The organism is Enterobacter sp. JUb54 (genome assembly GCF_014298075.1).
Lineage (GTDB): Bacteria > Pseudomonadota > Gammaproteobacteria > Enterobacterales > Enterobacteriaceae > Klebsiella > Klebsiella lignicola.
Window position 1 is genome coordinate 1,716,107 of the sequence record NZ_CP060418.1, and the last position, 21,176, is coordinate 1,737,282.

General features: G+C 56.0%; 17 protein-coding genes and 1 other annotated feature. Of the genes, 9 read left to right on the forward strand and 8 right to left on the reverse strand.

The window, feature by feature from the left end; genetic code table 11:
- Positions 1–62 precede the first annotated feature (62 nt).
- A complete protein-coding gene (locus HF679_RS07825) occupies positions 63–314 on the forward strand; it encodes a YciN family protein (RefSeq protein WP_123754038.1) in 252 nt (83 codons plus the stop codon).
- A 72-nt stretch (positions 315–386) separates the two neighbouring features.
- On the opposite strand, the gene sohB is transcribed toward HF679_RS07825, so the two are convergent.
- On the reverse strand, positions 387–1,433 hold the full coding sequence (gene sohB, locus HF679_RS07830; protein ID WP_187042814.1) for a protease SohB: 1,047 nt from the start codon (positions 1,431–1,433) through the stop codon (positions 387–389).
- A gap of 255 nt (positions 1,434–1,688) precedes the next feature.
- Here sohB and HF679_RS07835 point away from each other — a divergent pair, with 255 nt between their 5' ends.
- Both HF679_RS07835 and cobO read left to right on the forward strand, forming a co-directional pair.
- Positions 1,689–2,450, forward strand: a complete 762-nt coding sequence (locus HF679_RS07835; RefSeq protein WP_123754037.1) for a YciK family oxidoreductase — start codon at positions 1,689–1,691, stop codon at positions 2,448–2,450.
- Positions 2,447–3,037, forward strand: coding sequence for a cob(I)yrinic acid a,c-diamide adenosyltransferase (cobO, locus tag HF679_RS07840; protein WP_154143692.1), 591 nt, complete (start codon positions 2,447–2,449; stop codon positions 3,035–3,037). Before HF679_RS07835 ends, cobO begins: the two co-directional genes overlap by 4 nt.
- Positions 3,038–3,158: 121 nt before the next feature.
- Here cobO and rluB read toward each other — a convergent pair whose 3' ends face one another.
- The 6 genes from rluB to rnm all read right to left on the reverse strand — a co-directional run bounded on the left by rluB (position 3,159) and on the right by rnm (position 12,601).
- Positions 3,159–4,040: a 23S rRNA pseudouridine(2605) synthase RluB gene (gene rluB, locus HF679_RS07845; RefSeq protein ID WP_123754035.1), complete on the reverse strand. Its 882-nt coding sequence runs from the start codon at positions 4,038–4,040 to the stop codon at positions 3,159–3,161.
- 274 nt (positions 4,041–4,314) lie between these two features.
- Positions 4,315–6,933, reverse strand: a complete 2,619-nt coding sequence (locus HF679_RS07850) for an EAL domain-containing protein (RefSeq protein ID WP_187042815.1) — start codon at positions 6,931–6,933, stop codon at positions 4,315–4,317.
- Between the two features lie 23 nt (positions 6,934–6,956).
- Positions 6,957–9,302 carry an EAL domain-containing protein gene (locus tag HF679_RS07855; protein WP_227540096.1) on the reverse strand — a complete coding sequence of 782 codons (2,346 nt, stop codon included), beginning with the start codon at positions 9,300–9,302 and terminating at the stop codon, positions 6,957–6,959.
- Positions 9,303–9,525: 223 nt separating this feature from the next.
- The gene (locus HF679_RS07860; RefSeq protein ID WP_158613261.1) at positions 9,526–10,887 is read right to left on the reverse strand and encodes a diguanylate cyclase; all 1,362 of its coding nucleotides are present in this window, start codon (positions 10,885–10,887) and stop codon (positions 9,526–9,528) included.
- Positions 10,888–11,101: 214 nt separating this feature from the next.
- The gene (locus HF679_RS07865; protein ID WP_123754031.1) at positions 11,102–11,722 is read right to left on the reverse strand and encodes an L-threonylcarbamoyladenylate synthase; all 621 of its coding nucleotides are present in this window, start codon (positions 11,720–11,722) and stop codon (positions 11,102–11,104) included.
- Positions 11,723–11,737: 15 nt separating this feature from the next.
- Positions 11,738–12,601: an RNase RNM gene (gene rnm / locus HF679_RS07870; protein WP_154143690.1), complete on the reverse strand. Its 864-nt coding sequence runs from the start codon at positions 12,599–12,601 to the stop codon at positions 11,738–11,740.
- Positions 12,602–12,760: 159 nt separating this feature from the next.
- Positions 12,761–12,856: a sequence feature (Trp leader region), on the forward strand.
- 34 nt (positions 12,857–12,890) lie between these two features.
- Between rnm and HF679_RS07875 the strand changes: the two genes are divergently transcribed.
- The 5 genes from HF679_RS07875 to trpA are packed head-to-tail and all read left to right on the forward strand — an operon-like array spanning position 12,891 to position 19,427.
- Complete coding sequence (locus HF679_RS07875) at positions 12,891–14,453, forward strand: anthranilate synthase component 1 (protein ID WP_123754029.1); 1,563 nt, start codon at positions 12,891–12,893, stop codon at positions 14,451–14,453.
- Positions 14,453–16,048, forward strand: a complete 1,596-nt coding sequence (gene trpD / locus HF679_RS07880; protein WP_187042816.1) for a bifunctional anthranilate synthase glutamate amidotransferase component TrpG/anthranilate phosphoribosyltransferase TrpD — start codon at positions 14,453–14,455, stop codon at positions 16,046–16,048. The genes HF679_RS07875 and trpD overlap by 1 nt, the downstream gene beginning before the upstream one ends.
- A gap of 3 nt (positions 16,049–16,051) precedes the next feature.
- The gene (trpCF, locus tag HF679_RS07885) at positions 16,052–17,410 is read left to right on the forward strand and encodes a bifunctional indole-3-glycerol-phosphate synthase TrpC/phosphoribosylanthranilate isomerase TrpF (RefSeq protein ID WP_187042817.1); all 1,359 of its coding nucleotides are present in this window, start codon (positions 16,052–16,054) and stop codon (positions 17,408–17,410) included.
- 14 nt (positions 17,411–17,424) lie between these two features.
- Complete coding sequence (trpB, locus tag HF679_RS07890) at positions 17,425–18,618, forward strand: tryptophan synthase subunit beta (protein WP_123754026.1); 1,194 nt, start codon at positions 17,425–17,427, stop codon at positions 18,616–18,618.
- Positions 18,618–19,427 (forward strand): tryptophan synthase subunit alpha, encoded by an 810-nt coding sequence (trpA, locus tag HF679_RS07895; RefSeq protein WP_123754025.1) that lies wholly within the window; start codon positions 18,618–18,620, stop codon positions 19,425–19,427. The genes trpB and trpA overlap by 1 nt, the downstream gene beginning before the upstream one ends.
- A gap of 29 nt (positions 19,428–19,456) precedes the next feature.
- On the opposite strand, the gene HF679_RS07900 is transcribed toward trpA, so the two are convergent.
- Positions 19,457–19,912, reverse strand: a complete 456-nt coding sequence (locus HF679_RS07900; RefSeq protein ID WP_123754024.1) for a MarR family winged helix-turn-helix transcriptional regulator — start codon at positions 19,910–19,912, stop codon at positions 19,457–19,459.
- Positions 19,913–19,987: 75 nt separating this feature from the next.
- On the opposite strand from HF679_RS07900, the gene HF679_RS07905 reads away from it, so the two are divergent.
- On the forward strand, positions 19,988–20,935 hold the full coding sequence (locus tag HF679_RS07905) for a zinc-binding alcohol dehydrogenase family protein (RefSeq protein WP_187042818.1): 948 nt from the start codon (positions 19,988–19,990) through the stop codon (positions 20,933–20,935).
- Positions 20,936–21,176 lie beyond the last annotated feature (241 nt).

The window sequence follows — 21,176 nt, forward strand, 5'->3', positions numbered from 1 at the left end:
AAAATTTGCCCCTGCTCGCCACGCGGCGTAAACTATCGCAGGAAGAAACACAGGAGTCCGTTATGCAAGATACAACCCAACCTATCGATCGCCAGACACTACTTGAAGTAGCGAATAAACTCATTCGTGAACATGAAGACACGCTCGCCGGAATCGAAGCGACCGACGTTGTTCAACGTAATGGCGTACTGGTTTTCAGCGGCGAGTTTTATCTTGATGAGCAAGGCCTGCCAACGCCCAGGAGCACTGCGGTATTTAATATGTTCAAATATCTGGCGCATACGCTGTCAGACAAATACCACCTGGCAGATTAGGCTTTGTAATATATCCAAAGCCCATAATGTCAACGCGAGGCATTTGCCTCGCGTTGTTGTTTGATAAGTCAGTTACATCAGCGGTTTTTGTCCCCGCTGCCACCAGCGGAGCAGTAACCGGTCGGCACTTTCCGCGGCGCTCCCGGTAAAGCGGTCGAGCATTTTTTTACGCTGCTGGTAACGCACGGCAATCACGTCATGAGTGTCAATCAGGCCCAGAAGCAGCTCGTCACTGGTTTTCACCGCGTCCACCAGCCCCTTCTCCAGCGCCTGCACGCCATACCAGTGTTCACCGGTTGCCACTTGCTCGATATCCAGCGAGGGGCGCATTTCATGGACAAAATCTTTGAACAACTGATGGGTCTCGTTCAGGTCTTCGCGGAACTTGCGGCGGCCTTCATCGGTGTTCTCACCCAGCAGTGTTAAGGTCCGTTTGTACTGCCCGGCGGTATGCAGCTCAATATCGATCTCTTTGCTCTTCAGGAAACGGTGAAGGTTTGGGATCTGCGCCACCACACCGATAGAGCCGAGGATGGCAAAGGGAGCGGCAACAATGTTGTTCGCCACGCAGGCCATCATATAGCCACCGCTGGCCGCGACTTTATCGACCGCGACGGTGAGTGGAATTTTTTTGTCACGCAGACGCTGCAGTTGCGAGGCTGCCAGGCCATAACCGTGGACCACGCCACCGGGGCTTTCCAGACGCAGAATAACCTGGTCGCGGGGTTTTACCGCCGCCAGCACTGCGGTTATCTCTTCGCGCAGGCTACCGACTTCGTGCGCATCCATACTGCCTTTAAAATCCAGCACCCAGGCACGCGGTTTGCTGTCCGGCTCCGCCGATCCCAGTTTGGCTCGCGCTTTGGCGGCTTTCGCCTCCTGCTTGAGCTTTTTCTTTTGCGCTTTATGCCAGAGCTTTTGATGCGGGCCATCGAGCAGCGCTACCGCCAGCTCTTCCCGCATATCCTTGTATTGCTCGCTAAGATTAGTCACCCGCAGCTCACCGCGCTGTTTCTTGCGCAGAGCCTGGTTAACGATAATTGCGGCAATAACCGCAATCGCGACAACCACTGTCACGATTTTGGCCAAAAACAGGCCATATTGAGCAAGTAATTCCACGTTTTCACCTTGTGTAAACCACTGACGTTGAAGCACAGTGTACATCAGCCGCCTTCAGGAAGTCTCTGCGCTTTGTGTGCGGTACGAGGCTCGTTCCTCTTTTTTTTAGCGACGCTGAAAACGTTGCAAGATATTCATTTCGATACGTGTTTCCCCCTTCGCCGATTGCAATAGCCGCCTGTTTCAGGCATAAAACGCAAAAGTGAGATACCGAATACACCGTGCGATCGTCTGCAGATTGCTCAAGGAGTCGCCGTGCACTATCAGCCGCAGAGTCATTTATTAAAAGATCGCATCATTCTGGTTACCGGCGCCAGCGATGGGATCGGTCGTGAAGCCGCGCTGACCTACGCGCGCTACAACGCCAGCGTTATCCTGGTCGGGCGTAACGAAGAGAAGCTGAAAAGCGTCTCGCATGAAATTCAACAGGCCGGCGGGATCCCCGCGCCGTGGTTTACGCTGGATCTGCTCACCTGTACCCCTCAGGCGTGTCAGCAGCTGGCGCAACAGATAAGCATCCACTACCCGCGCCTCGATGGCGTGCTGCATAACGCCGGCCTGCTGGGCGACGTGTGTCCGATGGACCAGCAAAAACCGGACGTCTGGCAGCAGGTAATGCAGGTTAACGTCAACGGCACCTTTATGCTGACCCAGGCCCTGCTTCCTTTATTACTGAAGTCCGAGTCGGGCTCATTGGTCTTCACCTCCTCCAGCGTTGGCCGTCAGGGACGCGCCAACTGGGGCGCATACGCTGCCTCCAAGTTTGCGACTGAAGGGATGATGCAGGTGCTGGCCGAAGAGTATCAGAGCCGTCACCTGCGGGTGAACTGCATTAATCCGGGTGGCACGCGCACCAAAATGCGCGCCAATGCCTTCCCGACGGAAGATCCGCAAAAGCTGAAAACTCCCGCCGATATCATGCCGGTCTATTTATGGTTGATGGGCGATGACAGCCGTCGTAAGACGGGAATGACCTTCGATGCCCAGCCCGGGCGCAAACCAGGAATTGCACAATGAGTGATGAACGTTACCGTGAACGCCAGCAGCGGGTAAAAGATAAAGTCGACGCCCGAGTGGCGGCAGCGCAGGAAGAACGCGGCATTGTTATCGTGTTCACCGGTAACGGGAAAGGAAAAACCACCGCCGGTTTTGGCACCGTCACCCGTGCCATCGGGCATGGTAAAAAAGCCGGCGTCATCCAGTTTATTAAAGGTACCTGGCCCAATGGCGAGCGCAACCTGCTGGAGCCACACGGGGTTGAATTTCAGGTGATGGCCACCGGGTTTACCTGGAATACCCAGGATCGGGAAAGCGACACCGCTGCCTGCCTCGCCGTCTGGCAACACGCGCGGCGGATGCTGGCTGACGAGACGCTGGATATGGTTCTGCTTGACGAGCTGACCTACATGGTGGCCTACGACTACCTGCCGCTTGAAGAGGTGCTGTCGGCACTGCGCAACCGCCCTGCCCAACAAACGGTGATTATCACCGGGCGCGGCTGTCATCGCGAGTTAATCGACCTGGCCGATACCGTCAGCGAGCTGCGGCCGGTGAAGCACGCCTTCGATGCCGGGATCAAAGCGCAGATGGGAATTGATTACTAAGCGCTCGCCGTACCCACCACGCATGATGGTACGCCAGCGTCAATGACGACAGCGGTAGAGGCACTACAGGAAGATTTACTGCAAAGAGGTGTCCGGCGGGAACCCACCGGACATCAGGAGATTAGCCGTTGTTACGGCTGCCACCAGAGCGGCGATTGCTGCTGTTGCCCACCTGGCTATGGCGTTTGACAGCGCGACGAATCTGATTCGCCTTCACACGACGACGATCTTTCTCTACCGCTACTTTAGTGGTGGTTTCTGCCGGCAGCTCCACCAGCTCACGCAGGTAGTTGGTCTGCGCCAGATCCAGCTCGGTATAGCCGCCGCGAGGCAGGCCTTTTGGCAGCGGGATATCGCCGTAGCGAACGCGGATCAGACGGCTGACCTGAACACCGACGGCCTCCCACAGGCGACGGACTTCACGGTTACGCCCTTCGGTCAGCGTGACGTTATACCACTGGTTGATCCCTTCACCGCCGGCAAACTTGATAGTTTTAAAGGCCGCCGGGCCATCTTCCAGCTGCACGCCGCGAGACAGCTGACGCAGTTTGTCTTCGTCAACCTGACCAAACACGCGCACGGCGTATTCACGTTCGACTTCACGGCTTGGGTGCATCAGTCGGTTTGCCAGTTCACCATCGGTGGTAAACAGCAGCAGACCGCAGGTGTTGACGTCCAGACGCCCCACCGCAATCCAGCGTGCGCCACGCAGTTTTGGTAAACGGTCAAACACCGTCGGACGGCCTTCCGGATCGTTACGGGTACAGAGTTCACCTTCCGGTTTGTAGTACGCCAGGACGCGGCAAATCTGCTCAGCAGACTCTTTCACCGAGATCACATGACCATCAATACGAATTTTCATACCCTGTACAACTTCAACGCGATCGCCGAGGGTGGCGATTTTGCCATCGACGCTGACGCGGCCAGCTTCGATTTTAGATTCAATCTCACGGCGGGAGCCGTGGCCGGCGCGGGCCAGCACTTTCTGTAGTTTCTCGCTCATTGAGCTTCCTTAAGGTGTCGCCTTCCCAGGCGTCTGGTATACTTTATAAAACAACCGGATAGCTATATAACCAGTTGTTTTGTAGATGCTTTCTACATCAAAGGGGGGCGTTATCTTCAGCCAAAGCCGGGCCCGCCCGTCTACGTGGGCGGCTATTCTACACTAACTAAAAAATGAATGCTGCTTTGCGTTGCATTCGCCTGCTACGCCGGTCTACAGGCTCCATCGATTATGCGTCAGATTGCCGCCTTTATCCTCCCTGTTGCGCACAATTTCACGCAGGTTCACCCTCTTTTTCATCGTCAGCGGGGCTCTCATTCTGGTAATAGAAGGCCCCGGTTTCGCAGCGGAAGCTGGAAAAGGCCGCCGGGTGATGGAAGTAGTACCCTTGCGCCTTCTGGCACCCCAGCTTCTGCAGCTGCTGCTTCACGCCCTCATCTTCTATCCCTTCAGCAATCAGCGGCACTTTAAACCCGCGAGCCAGCACGATCAGCGAGTTAATCACCGATGTCGCTTTCTCATCATCCAGATAATCGCTGATAAACTGCTGGTCGATTTTAATACTGTCGAACGGTAGCGTATGCAAATAGGACAGGCTGGAGAAATTGGCGCCAAAGTCATCGAGCGAGACCGATATACCGTGGCGACGCAGGTAGCTCAACATCTTACCAATCCGCTCAACATTATTGGCCAGCACGCGTTCGGTGATCTCGATGCAGACGTTGGCATTTGACAGCCCATTGCGGCGGATGGAATCCATTAAGTGCCAGGCAAAATCCTGCTGCAGGATCTGGATCGCCGAGACATTAATATAGATAACGAAATCTTTCGGCGCGCCGCGGGCAATCATCGCGGCCAGCTCACGGCACGCCTCTTCAATGATCCATTTCCCCAGCGGGATGATAAGCCCGGTTTCTTCGGCCAGCGGAATAAAGCGGTCAGGAGGAACGTCACCCAGCACCTCAGAATGCCAGCGGATCAGACACTCCCCTTCACGGCAATGTTCCTCATCGCCCTGATCGATAATAGGCTGCAGGACCAGATGAAACTCCTGCCGATGAATCGCATCGCTCAGGTGCTCATGCAGGCGGATATTAAACAGTTCGTGATCGCGCATTTCGCTGGAGAACAGCGTAACCACACCATTGCCCTGCTTTTGCGCCTGCTTCAACGTAATCCAGGCTTCCTGCAGCACCTGGGTCACGTTCTGCGCGGTGATCTCGCTGAACACCATCCCGACATTACCGGTATAGACATACTTTTTATCTGAGGGATAGTGCTCCAGTTCTTCGCTGATAAACAGTGACGATAAAATGTCGCGGTAGCGTTGATAATCCTTTTGCTGATTCATCCCTGGGAAAACAATAATGATCTTATCGTCTTTATCGCGGGCGAGCAGCGTGTCCGTCGGCAGCAATGTCTGCAGACGGCGGATAAACTCATTAATAAAGGTGTTGCCGTACTCCGCCCCTAGCGAGTTAATAATGGTGTTCATGTTGCTGATACTCACCAGCCCCAGCAGGTTGCGGCGACTGTAGAGCGCATCTTGTTGCAGCAGCCCCGCCCGGGTAAAAAGCCCCGTGCTTTCATCCTCTTCAATTTTCCGCCGCTGGCTTTCAAAACTTTCCGCCAGCTTGTACGACAGCGCCATAAAGGTGGTTTCGAGGGAGACAATCTCCGGGAAATGCCGCTTATTATCCGGCGGGGTCCAGCGGTGTGTCGCCAGTTGGTCGGACTTACGCACGATATCCTGCAGCGGTTTCGCCACCCGTTTCAACACCCAGAACACCACCAGAAGGCCAGTAATCAGCACCAGAAACTGCACCGCCATCGTCATCATCGAATACTTCACTACCGTGTGGGTAATGGTCTTCGCCGGGCTGATAATCACCCCCTGCCATTGCAGTAATGACTCGCGGTCTCGTACCGGGAAGGCGTCGACGTAATAATCTTTGCCCTGCACCGTCATCGCTTGCAGGCCTGGCTGCTGCGCCTGTTTTATCGCCTCGTTCGCCGCGACGATAACCGGGTTGTCGAGGGAATCCAGCTTTTGCAGCGTGAGCGCGCTCTGCCCCTCTTTTTTCAACATACCGTGCGCCAGCGTCGGCAGGGATGAGGCGATCAATTGCTGCTGCTCGTTGACGATCAACAGCACGCTGCCCGGAAAGGGTTTGAGTTTTTCCAGTTGCTGATTCAGTTCTTCGAGATGCATTTCGCTGGCCACCACGCCGACAAATTTCCCCTGACGGTTAAACGCCGGGGAACTGTACGCGACCGCGATTTCCTGACGATGCTCATCGTTCTGAAAAGGGGTTGTCCAGCCAGCATTCTGGCTGTGTGCGACAGGCTTAAACCACGCGCTCTGTAAAACATCCACATTGTCGATCGTTTTATCGACGCTGGCGTTCACGCTGAGATGGTTGTAGACCGTCAGTTGATGCTGAGTTTGCGCATCCTTGAGCGAGAGATAGTCGTTATCCGAATGCGCTTTATCATGTGCCACCTGAACCAGGTCGCCATTTACGCTACCAAACTCAATGGTGCTCAGATACTGCTTATTGATAAACACATTGTTGAGGGTATTGGCGATATCGCTGACCAGATGACGAACCTCGATGGTATCGCCCTCTTCACGGCCAATGGCATGAACAATAATGGCATTCGACTGGATCGGAACATCGATATAGTCGTGGATGGCCTCTTCGATGGCGATTCGCCTGGCGCTGAGAATGCTCTGGCTGACTTCATCAATAAAAGCCGAGCCCTGGAAGTAGAGAAAAGTATAAACGATCAGCAAAACCGCGATGACGGTAGTAAGCAGCGTTAACGGAATCATGTGCGCCAGCGACAGCGGATAGCTCTTGATCGAAAACTGTTTCTTGAGAATTTGCATAGAGTCTCCCGAAGGTGCCGCCGTTATTCCGGCTCGACAAACAAAATGCCGTTTTCCGGTGCGAATTGATCGAAGGCCTTCGGTCGGGAGTAGTAGTAACCCTGAGCGAGGTCACATCCCATCTCCTTGAGCTTGGCCGCCATTTCTGCGGTTTCGACCCCTTCGGCAACCAGCGGAACTTCAAAGCTTTGTGCCAGCATCAGTACGGAGGCGATCACCGCCTCACTCTTCTTGTCATCCAGCACGTTTTTCACAAACCCGCGATCGATTTTCAGGCAGTCAAACGGTAATGAATGCAGGTAAGAGAGGCTGGAATAACCAGAGCCAAAATCATCAATCGCCACCGATACGCCCAGACGGCGCAAATAGGCGAGGATCTTCACCACCCGGTGGGTATCGTGCAGCAGGACGCTTTCCGTAATTTCGATGCAAATATTGCTGTTCATCAGCTCATAGCGCTGGATGGCAGCCAGTAAATGAGTCGAGAAATCAGGTTGTTGTAGCTGCACCGCGGAAATATTCACATGCAGTTTAAAGTCCTGCGGCGCACCGTTGGCGATAAAGGCTGCCAGTTCGCGACAGGCGGTTTCGACAATCCACTTACCGAGCGGCACAATCATGCCGGTATGCTCGGCCAGACCAATAAATTTGTCCGGCGGCACAAAGCCCAGCACGTTGGACTGCCAGCGGATCAGGCATTCACCCTCTTTGCAGTGGCTGCCTTCTTCAAAGGAGACGATGGGCTGCAACACCAGGTGGAAACCTTCGGTCTGCAGGTCATCGCACAGGGCCTGGTGCAGACGCAGGTTATTGACCTCTTCTTCGCGCATTTGCGAGGTAAACAACTCGCTGGCTCCGCTGCGTTGAAGTTGCGCATGCTGTAAGGCAATACTGACGTTCATCAGGCATTCGCTGATGTTCTCCTGCGACAGCGTGTCCTGAACCATCCCGACGTGGCCGGTGAAAATATGCGCATCACCGGATGACTCCGGCGTCGCCAGGCGGAATATCGAGGAGAGCAATGAGCTGTAATAGGCCACATCTTTGCTTTCATAGGTTCCGGCAAACGCGATGATAAACAGATCTTCACGATCGCGGCAGCACAGCGCCCCTTCCGGCAGGATCTCGCGGATACGCAGGGCAAACTGGCGGATAAACTGGCGTGCCAGCTCATTGCCTAGCACGTTCTTCACCGAGTTGTAGTTGCTGACATGCACCATCGCTAACAGGTTGCGGTTGTCATACAGCGACTCGGTCAGCAGCAGGCCGTTGCGGTTTAAAAAGCCGGTTTCCGGATCCTCTTCTAACTTCTTACGCTTATTTTCGAAGGCCCCAGGCAGGGTCTGCGAGACGTTATTCAGCGCCTCATCGAGGTTGGCAATTTCCGGGAACAGCCGTTTAGGCTGTTTAGTCCACGGCATCAGGCCAGGCCGCACTTTATCCGCCACTTCTTTCAGGGTGCCGGTAAAGTGAGAAATAATGAGCGCCAGAACGACCATCAGCGCAAAAATGAACAGCATATTGCTGAGGGTCATCATCAACCGCTGCTGGTTCATCGCGGTATTTGCCTGCTTATAAGGCGCGATCATCAGTGCCTTCCACTTCAATGCCCGATCGCGATCCTGGACATCAAAGACGGTCGCCAGGTACTCGCGGCCATCGATGTTAAAGGACGTGACGTCCTGTGGACGGCTGGTCTTGAGGATCTGGCGAATCACCGGCTGGTTTTGTTGCAGCGCCGCGGTGATGCCCGAGGAAGCGACGATATGGTTGCTTTCATCGCTTATCAACAGCGCTGAGCGGGTGCCCGGAAGAATACTTTGCAAATATCCCTTCATATCGGCCGGCATCGTCCCGCTGGAGATCAGCCCGCGGAACATCCCCTGCTTATTGAATACCGGCAGATGATAGATGATGGTCGGGCTCCCGGTGAGGCGTTCGATACTCCAGAAAGGTTGCTTCTTTTGTCGCGCCTTCACAAACCACGGCTGCCCGGTAACGTTGAAATGCTCGTTAACTTTGACAATCGTCGAATCTTTGGTGATGCCGCTATAGCTCACCAGGCGCTGCGGCTCGCTAGCCAGCGTGCGTTGTAAATAGATTTGGTTGCTGTGATCGTTTCGCACCACGGAATAGTAACGACCGCTGGTTTCAGCCCAGGAAAGGCTTTTAAATGCCGGAGTGGAATTCAGCGCATGAGCAGTTAAATAGACTAACTCCGGCACCAGTTGCTGTTCCGGGATATTGTCGTCACTGCCCTGAATATATTGCTGCAACAGATTACTGACCTGCAGCGGGCGCTCGAAGAAATCTTCCAGCTTATGTTGCACCAGTTGGCTATTACTGAGCAGCAATTGCTTACTGACCACCTCTTCCACCTGATGAGACTGATAATTAAATAACCCAGTCAGGCAAACAATAATGATAATCAATAAAATCAGAGAAACCAGAAGCACACTTTTTAATAAAGTGAACGGATACATTTTATAAGAAGATTTGGTCATAGGACACGTTATACCCATGTGGGTGAATTCGTTTAATAAATATCACCCCACAATGACGCATCAAGGGCAATCAGAATGAAGCTATCGGCTAGCGAATTGCCAATACGGACGGTGCGCTGGTACGATTGCGCCCCGTTTTTTTCGATTGGTATAAATAGCCATCTGCTTCTGATAGCAGCTTGTCAAAGATATCGACAATATTCTGCCGCATCGCTGTTCCGTAGCTCAGTCCAATACTGACAGTCAGTGACAGCTTTTTACTGCCCCATTCAACTTCCATTTCCTCAACGGCCTGACGGATCTCTTCCGCCAGTTGTAAACCCGCGTCACCGGGTTTGCCGGCCATAATAACCGCAAACTCTTCGCCACCCAGACGGGCGACGATGCCAAGCTTACCGACGACGCTCTTCACCCGGCCCGCAAAGGCGGTAAGCACGCGATCGCCGCAGTCATGTCCCCAGGTATCGTTAATGTTCTTGAAATGGTCGATATCAAGAATCAAGACGTTAAGCGGGGTGGCATTGCCGGTATCATCCAACTCTTTTAGCCGTTCATAGAGGCCAAAACGCGAATAGACCCGGGTTAAGTAGTCATACCTGACCTGATGTGAGAGCTGCTTAACGAGGGTATTAACCGCCTCAACGCTGACCGCCACAATCAGCGGGCTGAGCGCAACGGCTGCGATACCTAATCGCGCCGAAATGATCGGCGGGATCTGCCCCATCAGATGAACTCCGGAAACCTTTTGGTCCACCATCAGCACTTCAACAACGCCGGCCAGCAAGGTCAGTAAGCACGTCGTCGGCAGCGAGTAGACAATCGCACACCAGATCAACGCCGGCAGGATCATCGACAGCGTCCCCATACTTTCCAGGGTACCGGTGGTGATGGAAACCGTCAGCGACAGCACCAGCAGGACCAACGGTAATGGTCGACTCAGCGTTATGCGTCGCGGTGTGCGCTCTGCTCTGCGAATTAAGATGACCGGTAATACCAGCACGCTGGTGGTAAACTCTTCACTCAGCCAGGCCGGGTAGATTTGCCAGAAGTCGCTCTGATGCATCTGGGCATAAAAATAACTGCCCGGAATAGCGCACAGTAACCCGGTCAACAAACAGTAACTGTACAGTCGAAATATGGTTATTTTTAAATGAGGTTCGGCGGGCTGGCGTTCTCTTAATATCAACCCGCTTAATATTGCCACGAAAGCAATATCAGACATGTTCATCAGTATGCCGGTCAGGTCGTAGTTATCGAGCACCAGGCCAGAAAACAAAACCGCCAGGATAAAAATCACAAAATAGTAAGGCTGGCGCAGAGACTGGTGACGAATAAATAATCCTGCCACTACTGCGTTCATTGGCCAGAATAGCGCAGTACCGTGATGACCAATAAATTGCCCAACGGCATACAGCGCCACCGTCAGACTAAAAAGAATAACGGTGTTCAACAGGGGTTTATCCTTCTTAAAACCAGCAGAAGGATAAATTGTCAGCTTATGCATAATATTCAGATTCTATTAAAACGCTGTCTGCAGCAGACATCGTAAGCGCAATAATAGTAGCGAGGTTAAAAAACAGCCGCAATGCGAATGTTATCTTAAAATAAACTATGGAGGGAACAGCATGCCGGGCGGTCAGCAATATACCGCCCGGTGTGGATATTTACTGGAACGGTTTTACATCGCCAACGCCTTCACGCAGCACCACCGGCGAATCTTCGGTCAGATCGATAACGGTTGTCGGCTGTTGCCCCAGATAACCCCCGTGAATAATCAAATCCACCAGCTTTTCCAGACGGTCTTTGATCTCTTCCGGGTCGGACTCGGTGAATTCGCTGCCGGGGAGCATCAGCGAGGTCGACAGCATCGGCTCACCCAACGTCTCCAACAGCATCTGGGCTATCGGGTTCGACGGGACACGCATCCCGATGGTCTTGCGTTTTTCCTGCAACAGACGGCGCGGCACCTCTTTGGTCCCTTTGAGGATAAACGTGTAGTTGCCCGGCGTATTGTTTTTAATCAGTCGGAAGGCCACGTTATCGACAAACGCGTAAGTCGACAGCTCGGACAGATCGCGACACATCAGGGTGAAGTTGTGACCGTCTGGCAGCTGACGAATGCGGCAAATACGCTCCATGGCGCCTTTATCTTCGATCTTACACCCCAGCGCGTAACCGGAATCTGTGGGATAGACAATCACCCCACCCTTACGCACAATTTCCACCGCCTGGTTAATCAACCGAGCCTGCGGGTTGTCCGGATGAATATAAAAAAACTGGCTCATATTTCCCTCTCAATTTTATTCTGCGGCCGTTTCCCAGCTGTGCCAGATCCCTTCTACGCCTGCGGGTAGCCAGAGCTTGCGGCCCAGCTCAATCCACGGGCAAGGCTGATGAAAATCAGAACCTTGCGAACCGAGCAGACCAAACTGTGCAGCGTACGCGGCAAGCTGCGTACGTTCATGGGGCGCCTGCTGACATTGCGCCAGCTCCATCGCATCGCCACCCTGCTCACTGAAGTGGGCCAACAGCCGTTTCAGCCACTTGGCGGAGAGGTCGTAACGCCCGGGATGGGCGATAACCGCTTTGCCGCCAGAATGATGAATGACATCAATCGCTTGTTTTATTGTACACCACTGCGGGGGAACGTAACCGGTTTTCCCACGCGCGAGATATTTTTTGAAAACGTCGGCCATATTGCTGGCGTGACCGGCTTCGACCAGGAAGCGCGCGAAGTGTCCGCGGGTAACCGCCCCGCCGTCGGCGAGCGCCAGCGCCCCTTCCCAGGCGCCGGGGATCCGCGCTTTGTCCAGCCGTTCAGCAATTAACTGCGCCCGCAACATGCGGCGGGCTTTCTGTTCCTCTAACAGGTTGGTCATCGCCGGATGGGCAATATCAATATTGAGACCCACGATGTGAATTTCATGGTTTTCCCACAGAGTGGAAATCTCAACGCCGGTCACCAGCGTCAGCGGCAGGCCGGAACGGGTAATTTCGGCCTGGGCCGCGGGGATCGCCGCCACGGTATCATGGTCGGTGATTGCCAGCGTCCCGACCCGCATCTGGTGCGCGCGATGAACCAGTTCTTCTGGAGTCAACCGCCCGTCAGAGGCGGTGGTATGGCTGTGCAGATCGTAAATCACTGCGTATTGACTGTCGCTCAAAGAGACTCCTGCTGGACATAGACTTAAATTAGCGCATTATCATACCGACTCGCGGAGAAAATCTGCAAACAAGGGTTGACTTTATTCCTCTGGACTAGTTAACTAGTACGCAAGTTCACATGAAGGGGTATCACGATGAAAACGCAATCTATCACTCTGCACGGCTGGTGGCGCACCTCCTGATATCGGGCGGCGTAATCGCGTTTTGCACTCAGCATACAGATACCCGGCCCGCCAATGAGCGGGCTTTTTATTGGACAAAATATTATACCGAAAGGCGAGAATAATAATGCAAACAACAAAACCGGCACTCGAGCTTCTCACCAGCGACGCCATCTACCGCGAAAATCCGACGGCGTTGTTCCACCAGCTGTGCGGCGCGCGTCCCGCCACGCTGCTGCTGGAATCTGCAGACATTGACAGTAAAGATGATTTAAAGAGCCTGCTGCTGGTTGACAGCGCGCTGCGCATTACCGCATTAAGTGACACCGTCACTATTCAGGCACTTTCCGCCAACGGTGCGGCCCTGCTGGAATTACTGGATAACGTGCTGCCGGCAGGCATCGACAATCAGCGCCAGCCAAACAGCAGAATCCTGACGTTTCCACCGATCAGCGCCCTGCTGGATGAAGACGCGCGCCTGTGCTCTTTATCGGTCTTCGACGCCTTCCGCCTGCTGCAGGAGCTGGTAACCGTCCCGCAAGATGAGCGTGAAGCGATGTTCTTCGGCGGCCTGTTTGCCTATGACCTGGTCGCCGGGTTTGAAAACCTGCCGCCGCTGGAGAGCGATACCGCCTGCCCGGATTACTGCTTCTACCTGGCGGAAACCCTGCTGGTTATCGATCACCAGACCAAAAACACCCGCATTCAGTCGAGCCTGTTCACCCCGCTGGAGAGCGAAAAACAGCGTCTGACCCAGCGCATTGCTCAACTGCGCCAGCAGCTCAACGAACCGCCGGCGCCGCTGCCGGTCACTAAAGTCGAAGCGATGACCTGCGACTGCGATCAGACCGACGAAGAGTACGGCGCCGTAGTGCGCAAAATGCAGCGCGCCATCCGGGCCGGTGAGATTTTCCAGGTGGTGCCATCGCGCCGCTTCTCACTGCCCTGCCCATCGGCACTGGCAGCCTACGATGTGCTGAAGAAGAGCAACCCTAGCCCGTACATGTTCTTTATGCAGGATAACGACTTCTCGCTGTTCGGCGCCTCGCCGGAAAGCTCGCTGAAATATGACGCGCTGAGCCGCCAGATAGAGATCTACCCGATTGCCGGTACCCGCCCTCGCGGCCGCCGTGCCGACGGGTCGCTGGACCGCGATCTCGACAGCCGTATCGAACTGGAAATGCGTACCGACCATAAAGAGATGTCCGAGCACCTGATGCTGGTCGACCTGGCACGCAACGATCTGGCACGCATTTGTACGCCGGGCAGTCGCTACGTCGCCGACCTCACCAAAGTTGACCGCTACTCTTTCGTCATGCACCTGGTTTCCCGCGTGGTCGGTGAACTGCGCAGCGACCTTGACGTCCTGCACGCCTACCGCGCCTGTATGAATATGGGCACCCTCAGCGGAGCGCCAAAAGTGCGCGCCATGCAGCTTATCGCCGCTGCCGAAGGCAAGCGTCGCGGCAGCTACGGCGGTGCCGTCGGCTACTTTACCGCCCACGGCGACCTCGATACCTGCATCGTCATTCGTTCTGCCTATGTCCAGGATGGCATTGCCACCGTTCAGGCAGGTGCCGGTATCGTTCTGGATTCCGTGCCTCAGTCCGAAGCGGATGAAACCCGCAATAAAGCTCGCGCGGTGCTGCGCGCAATCGCCCAGGCCCACCACGCTAAGGAGACTTTCTGATGGCCGACATTCTGCTGCTCGATAATATCGATTCTTTTACCTATAACCTGGCAGACCAGCTACGCGCTAACGGTCATAACGTGGTGATTTACCGTAACTCCGTCCCGGCACAGACCTTGATTGAGCGTATCGGCACCATGGACAACCCGGTACTGATGCTTTCCCCAGGCCCTGGCACCCCCAGCGAAGCGGGCTGCATGCCTGAGCTGCTGACCCGGATGCGCGGCAAGCTGCCGATCATCGGCATCTGCCTCGGTCATCAGGCGATTGTCGAAGCCTACGGCGGTTATGTCGGCCAGGCCGGCGAGATCCTGCACGGGAAAGCCTCCAGCATTGAACATGACGGTCAGGCGATGTTTGCCGGACTGACTAATCCGCTGCCGGTTGCCCGCTATCATTCACTGGTCGGCAGCAATATTCCCGCCGGGCTGACCATCAACGCCAACTTTAACGGCATGGTCATGGCAGTACGTCATGATGCGGATCGCGTCTGCGGCTTCCAGTTCCATCCGGAATCTATTCTCACCACCCAGGGCGCGCGCCTGCTGGAACAAACGCTGGCGTGGGCGCTGCAGAAACTGGAGCAAACCAACACCATCCAGCCGATTCTCGAAAAACTGTATCAGGCCGAAACCCTGAGCCAGCAGGAGAGTCATCAGCTGTTCTCTGCGGTTGTGCGGGGTGAGGTCAAGCCCGAGCAGTTGGCTGCCGCGCTGGTCAGCATGAAGGTGCGTGGCGAGCAGCCACAGGAAATTGCCGGTGCCGCCACCGCGCTGCTGGAAAATGCCGCGCCGTTCCCACGCCCGGATTACCTGTTTGCCGATATCGTCGGCACCGGCGGCGACGGCAGCAACAGCATCAATATTTCCACCGCCAGCGCCTTTGTTGCCGCGGCCTGTGGCCTGAAGGTGGCGAAACACGGTAACCGTAGCGTCTCCAGCAAATCGGGGTCTTCCGACCTGCTGGCCGCCTTCGGTATCAACCTGGACATGAATGCCGATAAATCCCGCGCCGCGCTGGATGAACTGGGGGTCTGCTTCCTGTTCGCACCGAAGTATCACACCGGTTTCCGCCACGCGATGCCGGTCCGTCAGCAGCTGAAAACCCGCACGCTGTTTAACGTGCTCGGGCCGTTGATCAACCCGGCGCATCCGCCGCTGGCGCTGATTGGCGTCTACAGCCCGGAACTGGTGTTGCCAATTGCCGAAACTCTGCGAGTGCTGGGTTATCAACGTGCGGCGGTGGTGCATAGCGGCGGAATGGATGAAGTGTCGCTGCATGCGCCGACGGTGGTTGCCGAGCTGCACAACGGTGAAATCAAAAGCTATCAGCTGACGGCAACGGACTTCGGTCTGACCCCTTATCATCAGAAGCAGCTGGCCGGCGGCACGCCGGAAGAAAACCGTGACATTCTTACGCGCTTGCTACAAGGTAAAGGTGAAGCCGCTCATGAAGCCGCTGTCGCCGCCAACGTCGCGATGCTAATGCGTTTACACGGGCATGAAGACCTGAAAGCCAACGCTGAGCAGGTGATCAACGTGCTGCGCAGCGGAGCGGCCTATGACAGAGTGACCGCATTAGCGGCAAGAGGGTAAATAATGCAGACCGTTTTAGCAAAAATCGTTGCCGACAAAGCGATTTGGGTAGAAGCCCGCAAACAACAGCAACCGTTAGCCAGTTTTCTGAATGAGGTCGTCCCGACACAGCGCCACTTTTACGATGCGCTTGCCGGAACCCGCACCGCGTTTATTCTGGAATGCAAAAAAGCGTCTCCGTCGAAAGGACTGATTCGCCAGAATTTTGACCCGGCCGCTATCGCCGGCGTCTATAAAAACTACGCCTCAGCCATCTCCGTACTGTGTGATGAGAAATATTTCCAGGGCAGCTTCGACTTTCTGCCGATCGTCAGCGCCATCGCGCCGCAGCCGATACTGTGCAAGGATTTCACCATCGATCCTTACCAGATATACCTGGCGCGTTATTACCAGGCCGATGCTTGCCTGCTGATGCTGTCGGTGCTGGATGACGAGCAGTATCGTCAGCTGGCCGCCGTCGCCCACAGCCTGAATATGGGCGTGCTGACCGAAGTCAGCAACGAAGAAGAGCTGGAGCGCGCGATTGCGCTGGAAGCCAAAGTGGTCGGGATTAACAACCGCGACCTGCGCGATATGTCGATCGACCTGAACCGCACCCGTCAGCTGGCGCCACGTCTGGGCCATGATGTCACGGTGATCAGCGAATCCGGCATTCATACCTACGCCGAAGTGCGCGAGCTCAGCCATTTTGCCAACGGCTTCCTGATCGGCTCCGCGCTGATGGAACATGCCGACCTCGATGGCGCCGTGAAGCGCGTGCTGCTCGGGGAAAACAAAGTCTGCGGCCTGACCCGCCCACAGGATGCGCAGATTGCCTGTGAATCCGGCGCGATTTATGGCGGTCTGATTTTCGTCCCTACCTCGCCGCGCGTGGTGAACGAGACCCAGGCAAAAGAGATTATCCAGGCGGCGCCGCTGCGTTACGTTGGCGTGTTCCGCGATGCGCCCGTCGCCGAAGTCGCGGCACGGGCAGAGCATCTGCAGCTGGCGGCCATTCAACTGCATGGCAACGAAGATCAGGCCTACATCGACGCCCTGCGCGCGGCGCTGGCGGATAGCGTTGAGATCTGGAAAGCCCTGAGCGTCAGCGACACGCTGCCGCCGCGCGATCTCAACCACGTCGACAAGTATCTTTTCGATAATGGCCAGGGCGGGAGCGGTCAGCGTTTCGACTGGACACTGCTGCAAGGCCAGGACCTGCGTAACGTCATACTGGCGGGCGGTCTGGGTGCCGATAACTGTGTAGACGCCGCCAAAAGCGGTTGTGCCGGACTCGATTTTAATTCAGGCGTTGAGTCGCAGCCGGGGATTAAAGATGCCAGCAAGCTGGCCTCGGTTTTCCAGACGCTGCGCGCATATTAAGGAGCAATGCAATAATGAGTACTTTACTGAACCCCTATTTTGGTGAATTTGGCGGTATGTACGTCCCGCAGATCCTGATGCCTGCCCTGCGCCAGCTGGAAGAAGCGTTCGTCAGCGCGCAGAAAGATCCTGCGTTTCAGGCCGAATTTAGCGATCTGCTGAAAAACTACGCCGGTCGCCCGACGGCGCTGACCAAATGCCGTAACCTGACCGAAGGGACCCGCACCACGCTGTACCTCAAGCGTGAAGACCTGCTCCACGGCGGCGCGCACAAAACTAACCAGGTTCTGGGTCAGGCGCTGCTGGCTAAGCGCATGGGTAAAACCGAAATTATCGCTGAAACCGGCGCCGGTCAGCACGGCGTGGCCTCGGCGCTCGCCAGCGCCCTGCTCGGCCTGAAATGCCGCATCTATATGGGAGCAAAAGACGTTGAGCGTCAGTCGCCGAACGTCTTCCGTATGCGTTTAATGGGCGCTGAGGTGATTCCGGTGCACAGCGGTTCCGCCACCCTGAAAGATGCCTGTAACGAAGCGCTGCGCGACTGGTCTGGCAGCTACGAAACCGCGCACTACATGCTCGGCACCGCCGCGGGTCCGCACCCGTTCCCGACCATCGTGCGTGAGTTCCAGCGGATGATTGGCGAAGAGACCAAAGCGCAGATTCTGGATAAAGAAGGACGTCTGCCGGATGCGGTTATTGCCTGCGTCGGCGGCGGTTCCAACGCCATTGGCATGTTTGCTGACTTTATTGACGAAACCAACGTCGGACTGATCGGCGTCGAGCCGGCAGGCCACGGGATTGAAACCGGGGAACACGGCGCGCCGCTGAAACACGGCCGCGTTGGCATCTACTTCGGCATGAAGTCGCCGATGATGCAGACCGCTGACGGTCAGATTGAAGAGTCCTACTCCATTTCGGCCGGTCTCGATTTCCCGTCGGTTGGCCCGCAGCACGCCTTCCTCAACAGTACCGGGCGCGCCGATTACGTCTCGATTACCGATAACGAAGCGCTGGACGCCTTTAAAGCCCTCTCCCGTCATGAAGGGATTATTCCGGCCCTTGAGTCCTCCCATGCGCTGGCCCACGCCTTGAAAATGATGCGTGAGAACCCGGAAAAAGAGCAGCTGCTGGTGGTTAACCTGTCCGGTCGCGGCGATAAAGACATCTTCACCGTACACGACATTCTGAAAGCGCGAGGGGAAATCTGATGGAACGTTATGAGACGCTATTTGCACAACTGAAAAGTCGCCAGGAAGGCGCGTTTGTTCCTTTCGTCACCCTCGGCGACCCAAACCCGGAACTGTCGTTAAAAATCATTGATACGCTGATTGAAGCCGGCGCCGATGCGCTGGAGCTGGGGATCCCCTTCTCCGACCCGCTGGCGGACGGCCCAACCATTCAGGGTGCCACCCTGCGCGCCTTTGCTGCCGGTGTGAACCCGGCGCAATGTTTTGAGATGCTGGCGGCGATCCGCCAAAAGCACCCGACGATCCCGATTGGCCTGCTGATGTACGCGAATCTGGTATTCAGCCCGGGGATCGACGAATTCTACGCCGAATGCCAGCGCGTGGGTGTTGATTCGGTACTGGTCGCCGACGTTCCGATTGAAGAGTCCGCACCGTTCCGTCAGGCCGCGCTGCGCCATAACATCGCGCCGATCTTCATCTGCCCGCCGAACGCCGATGACGAACTGCTGCGCCAGATCGCCTCCTGGGGACGCGGCTATACCTACCTGCTGTCACGCGCCGGGGTTACCGGGGCGGAAAACCGCGCCGCGCTGCCGCTGCACCATCTGGTGGCAAAACTGGCCGAATACAACGCCGCGCCGCCGCTGCAGGGCTTTGGTATCTCCGCGCCGGATCAGGTCACTGCCGCGCTTGACGCTGGCGCCGCCGGGGCCATTTCCGGCTCGGCGATCGTCAAAATCATCGAGCGCAACCTGAACGATCCGCAGACCATGCTGGCCGAGCTGAAAACCTTCGTCCAGAGCCTGAAAGCTGCCACCAAAGCAGCATAACGGCCGCCGCCTGGCACCACGCCAGGCGGTTATTTTTGCTGCAGGCTATTGGCATACTGCCGCGTCAGACGAAATAACGCCCGCACATCCGCTTCATCCCACCCCGCCAGCACCTGATTCATCAGCCGCGTTCTGGCTACCGCAATTCGGTCAATCAACGCCATGCCTGGCTCGCTCAGCGTCACTTCACTGATCCGTCGGTCGTTGGCATTCGGCTGCTTTATCGCCAGCCCCTGCGCTTCCAGTTTTTTCAGCTGGCGGCTGACGGTGGTGTAATCGCGCCCCAGACCATCCGCCAGTTCCACTACCCCCACCGGCCCGTAGCGGCTTATCGCCACCAGCAGCGGAAACAGCACATGATCGAGCTGCACATCCGCCGCCTGCAGCAGCTGCTCATCGCGCACCGGTTGATTCATCACGTTGATGATGTCGAGCAGCGCGCCGTGGAAATCGGTGATGTCGTAATCATTATGTGCATCTTGCATATATTTTTTAACCGGGTATAGTGCCGTTATCAGATATGTGCATTTTACACATAATCATCTTCAGGAGATAACATTATGAAAGCCGCCGTTGTTTTTGACCTGCAACAAGGGCCCGTATGGGCCGATTTTAACGATCCTCAGGCCGATTCGCAGCATGCGTTGGTCAAGGTGAACGCTGCCGCCATCAGCCACGTGGTGAAGAGCCGTGCCAGCGGCAAGCACTACAGCTATGACGGCCAGCTGCCGTTTGTCGTCGGTATCGATGGCGCCGGAACCCTTGCCGACGGGCAGCGTGTCTACTTCGCCTTCCCGACAGCCCCGTGGGGGAGTATGGCGCAATGGGCCCCGGTCGCGCTCAGGCATTGCCTGCCGTTGCCGGATGCGCTGGATGATGTTACCGCCGCCGCCATGGCGAATCCCGGCATGTCGGCCTGGGCCGCGCTGGTGAAGCGTGCCGGGATGGTCGCCGGAGAGACGGTATTGATTAACGGCGCCACCGGCAGCGCCGGGCAGCTGGCGGTACAAATTGCCCGTTTTCTGGGGGCTAAAAAGGTCATCGCCACCGGTCGCAACGCGCAGGCGCTGGCGGCGCTCGACGCCGATGTCTGCATCAACCTGACGGAGGATGAGCCGACGCTTCGCGCCCGGTTTAGCGAGCAGGCGGCGCAGCAGATTGACGTGGTGGTGGATTATTTATGGGGACACAGCGCCGAAATCATGTTGCCCGCGCTGGCAAAACACAGCCCGGGCCACGCGCCGGTGCGCTATGTTCAGGTCGGTTCCCTTGCCGGTAGCGGTATTGCACTCAACGCTGCCGTGCTGCGATCTGCGCCGTTGCAGCTGATGGGCAGCGGTATTGGCAGCCTGTCGATGCCGCAGCTGCTTGCCGCCACCGGTGAAATGTTACAGGCCGCCGTCGCAGGAGGTTTTACCATCGCCACCACCCCGCTGCCGCTAGCCGACGTGGCCAGCGCCTGGCCGCAAGATAACAGTCAGAAACGCACCGTTTTTATGATCGATTAAAAAAATCGCTTCCGCACAAAAGTTGGGGTTGATATCTTAGATGAGAACTATTATCTTTCTCATTACCGAATAGTTGAGCAAAACACTCAGGTATTCGGTACGACATTGCTCACATTGCTTCCAGTATTTTTCGCCCGCACTTGTGCGGGCTTTTTTTTGGCCTCATGCCGCCTGCTGCCTAAGCCGGGCGTGCCCCGTAGCTCAGGAACAGCAAAGCTGGTCATACTGCAACCAGCTTCAC

Coding starts and splice junctions, on each gene's coding strand:
- HF679_RS07825 (WP_123754038.1), top strand. CDS start 63: ATGCAAGATACAACCCAACCTATCGATCGCCAGACACTACTTGAAGTA.
- HF679_RS07900 (WP_123754024.1), bottom strand. CDS start 19,912: ATGCAAGATGCACATAATGATTACGACATCACCGATTTCCACGGCGCG.
- HF679_RS07905 (WP_187042818.1), top strand. CDS start 19,988: ATGAAAGCCGCCGTTGTTTTTGACCTGCAACAAGGGCCCGTATGGGCC.
- trpCF (WP_187042817.1), top strand. CDS start 16,052: ATGCAGACCGTTTTAGCAAAAATCGTTGCCGACAAAGCGATTTGGGTA.
- HF679_RS07865 (WP_123754031.1), bottom strand. CDS start 11,722: ATGAGCCAGTTTTTTTATATTCATCCGGACAACCCGCAGGCTCGGTTG.
- trpD (WP_187042816.1), top strand. CDS start 14,453: ATGGCCGACATTCTGCTGCTCGATAATATCGATTCTTTTACCTATAAC.
- trpB (WP_123754026.1), top strand. CDS start 17,425: ATGAGTACTTTACTGAACCCCTATTTTGGTGAATTTGGCGGTATGTAC.
- rluB (WP_123754035.1), bottom strand. CDS start 4,040: ATGAGCGAGAAACTACAGAAAGTGCTGGCCCGCGCCGGCCACGGCTCC.
- HF679_RS07875 (WP_123754029.1), top strand. CDS start 12,891: ATGCAAACAACAAAACCGGCACTCGAGCTTCTCACCAGCGACGCCATC.
- trpA (WP_123754025.1), top strand. CDS start 18,618: ATGGAACGTTATGAGACGCTATTTGCACAACTGAAAAGTCGCCAGGAA.
- HF679_RS07850 (WP_187042815.1), bottom strand. CDS start 6,933: ATGCAAATTCTCAAGAAACAGTTTTCGATCAAGAGCTATCCGCTGTCG.
- cobO (WP_154143692.1), top strand. CDS start 2,447: ATGAGTGATGAACGTTACCGTGAACGCCAGCAGCGGGTAAAAGATAAA.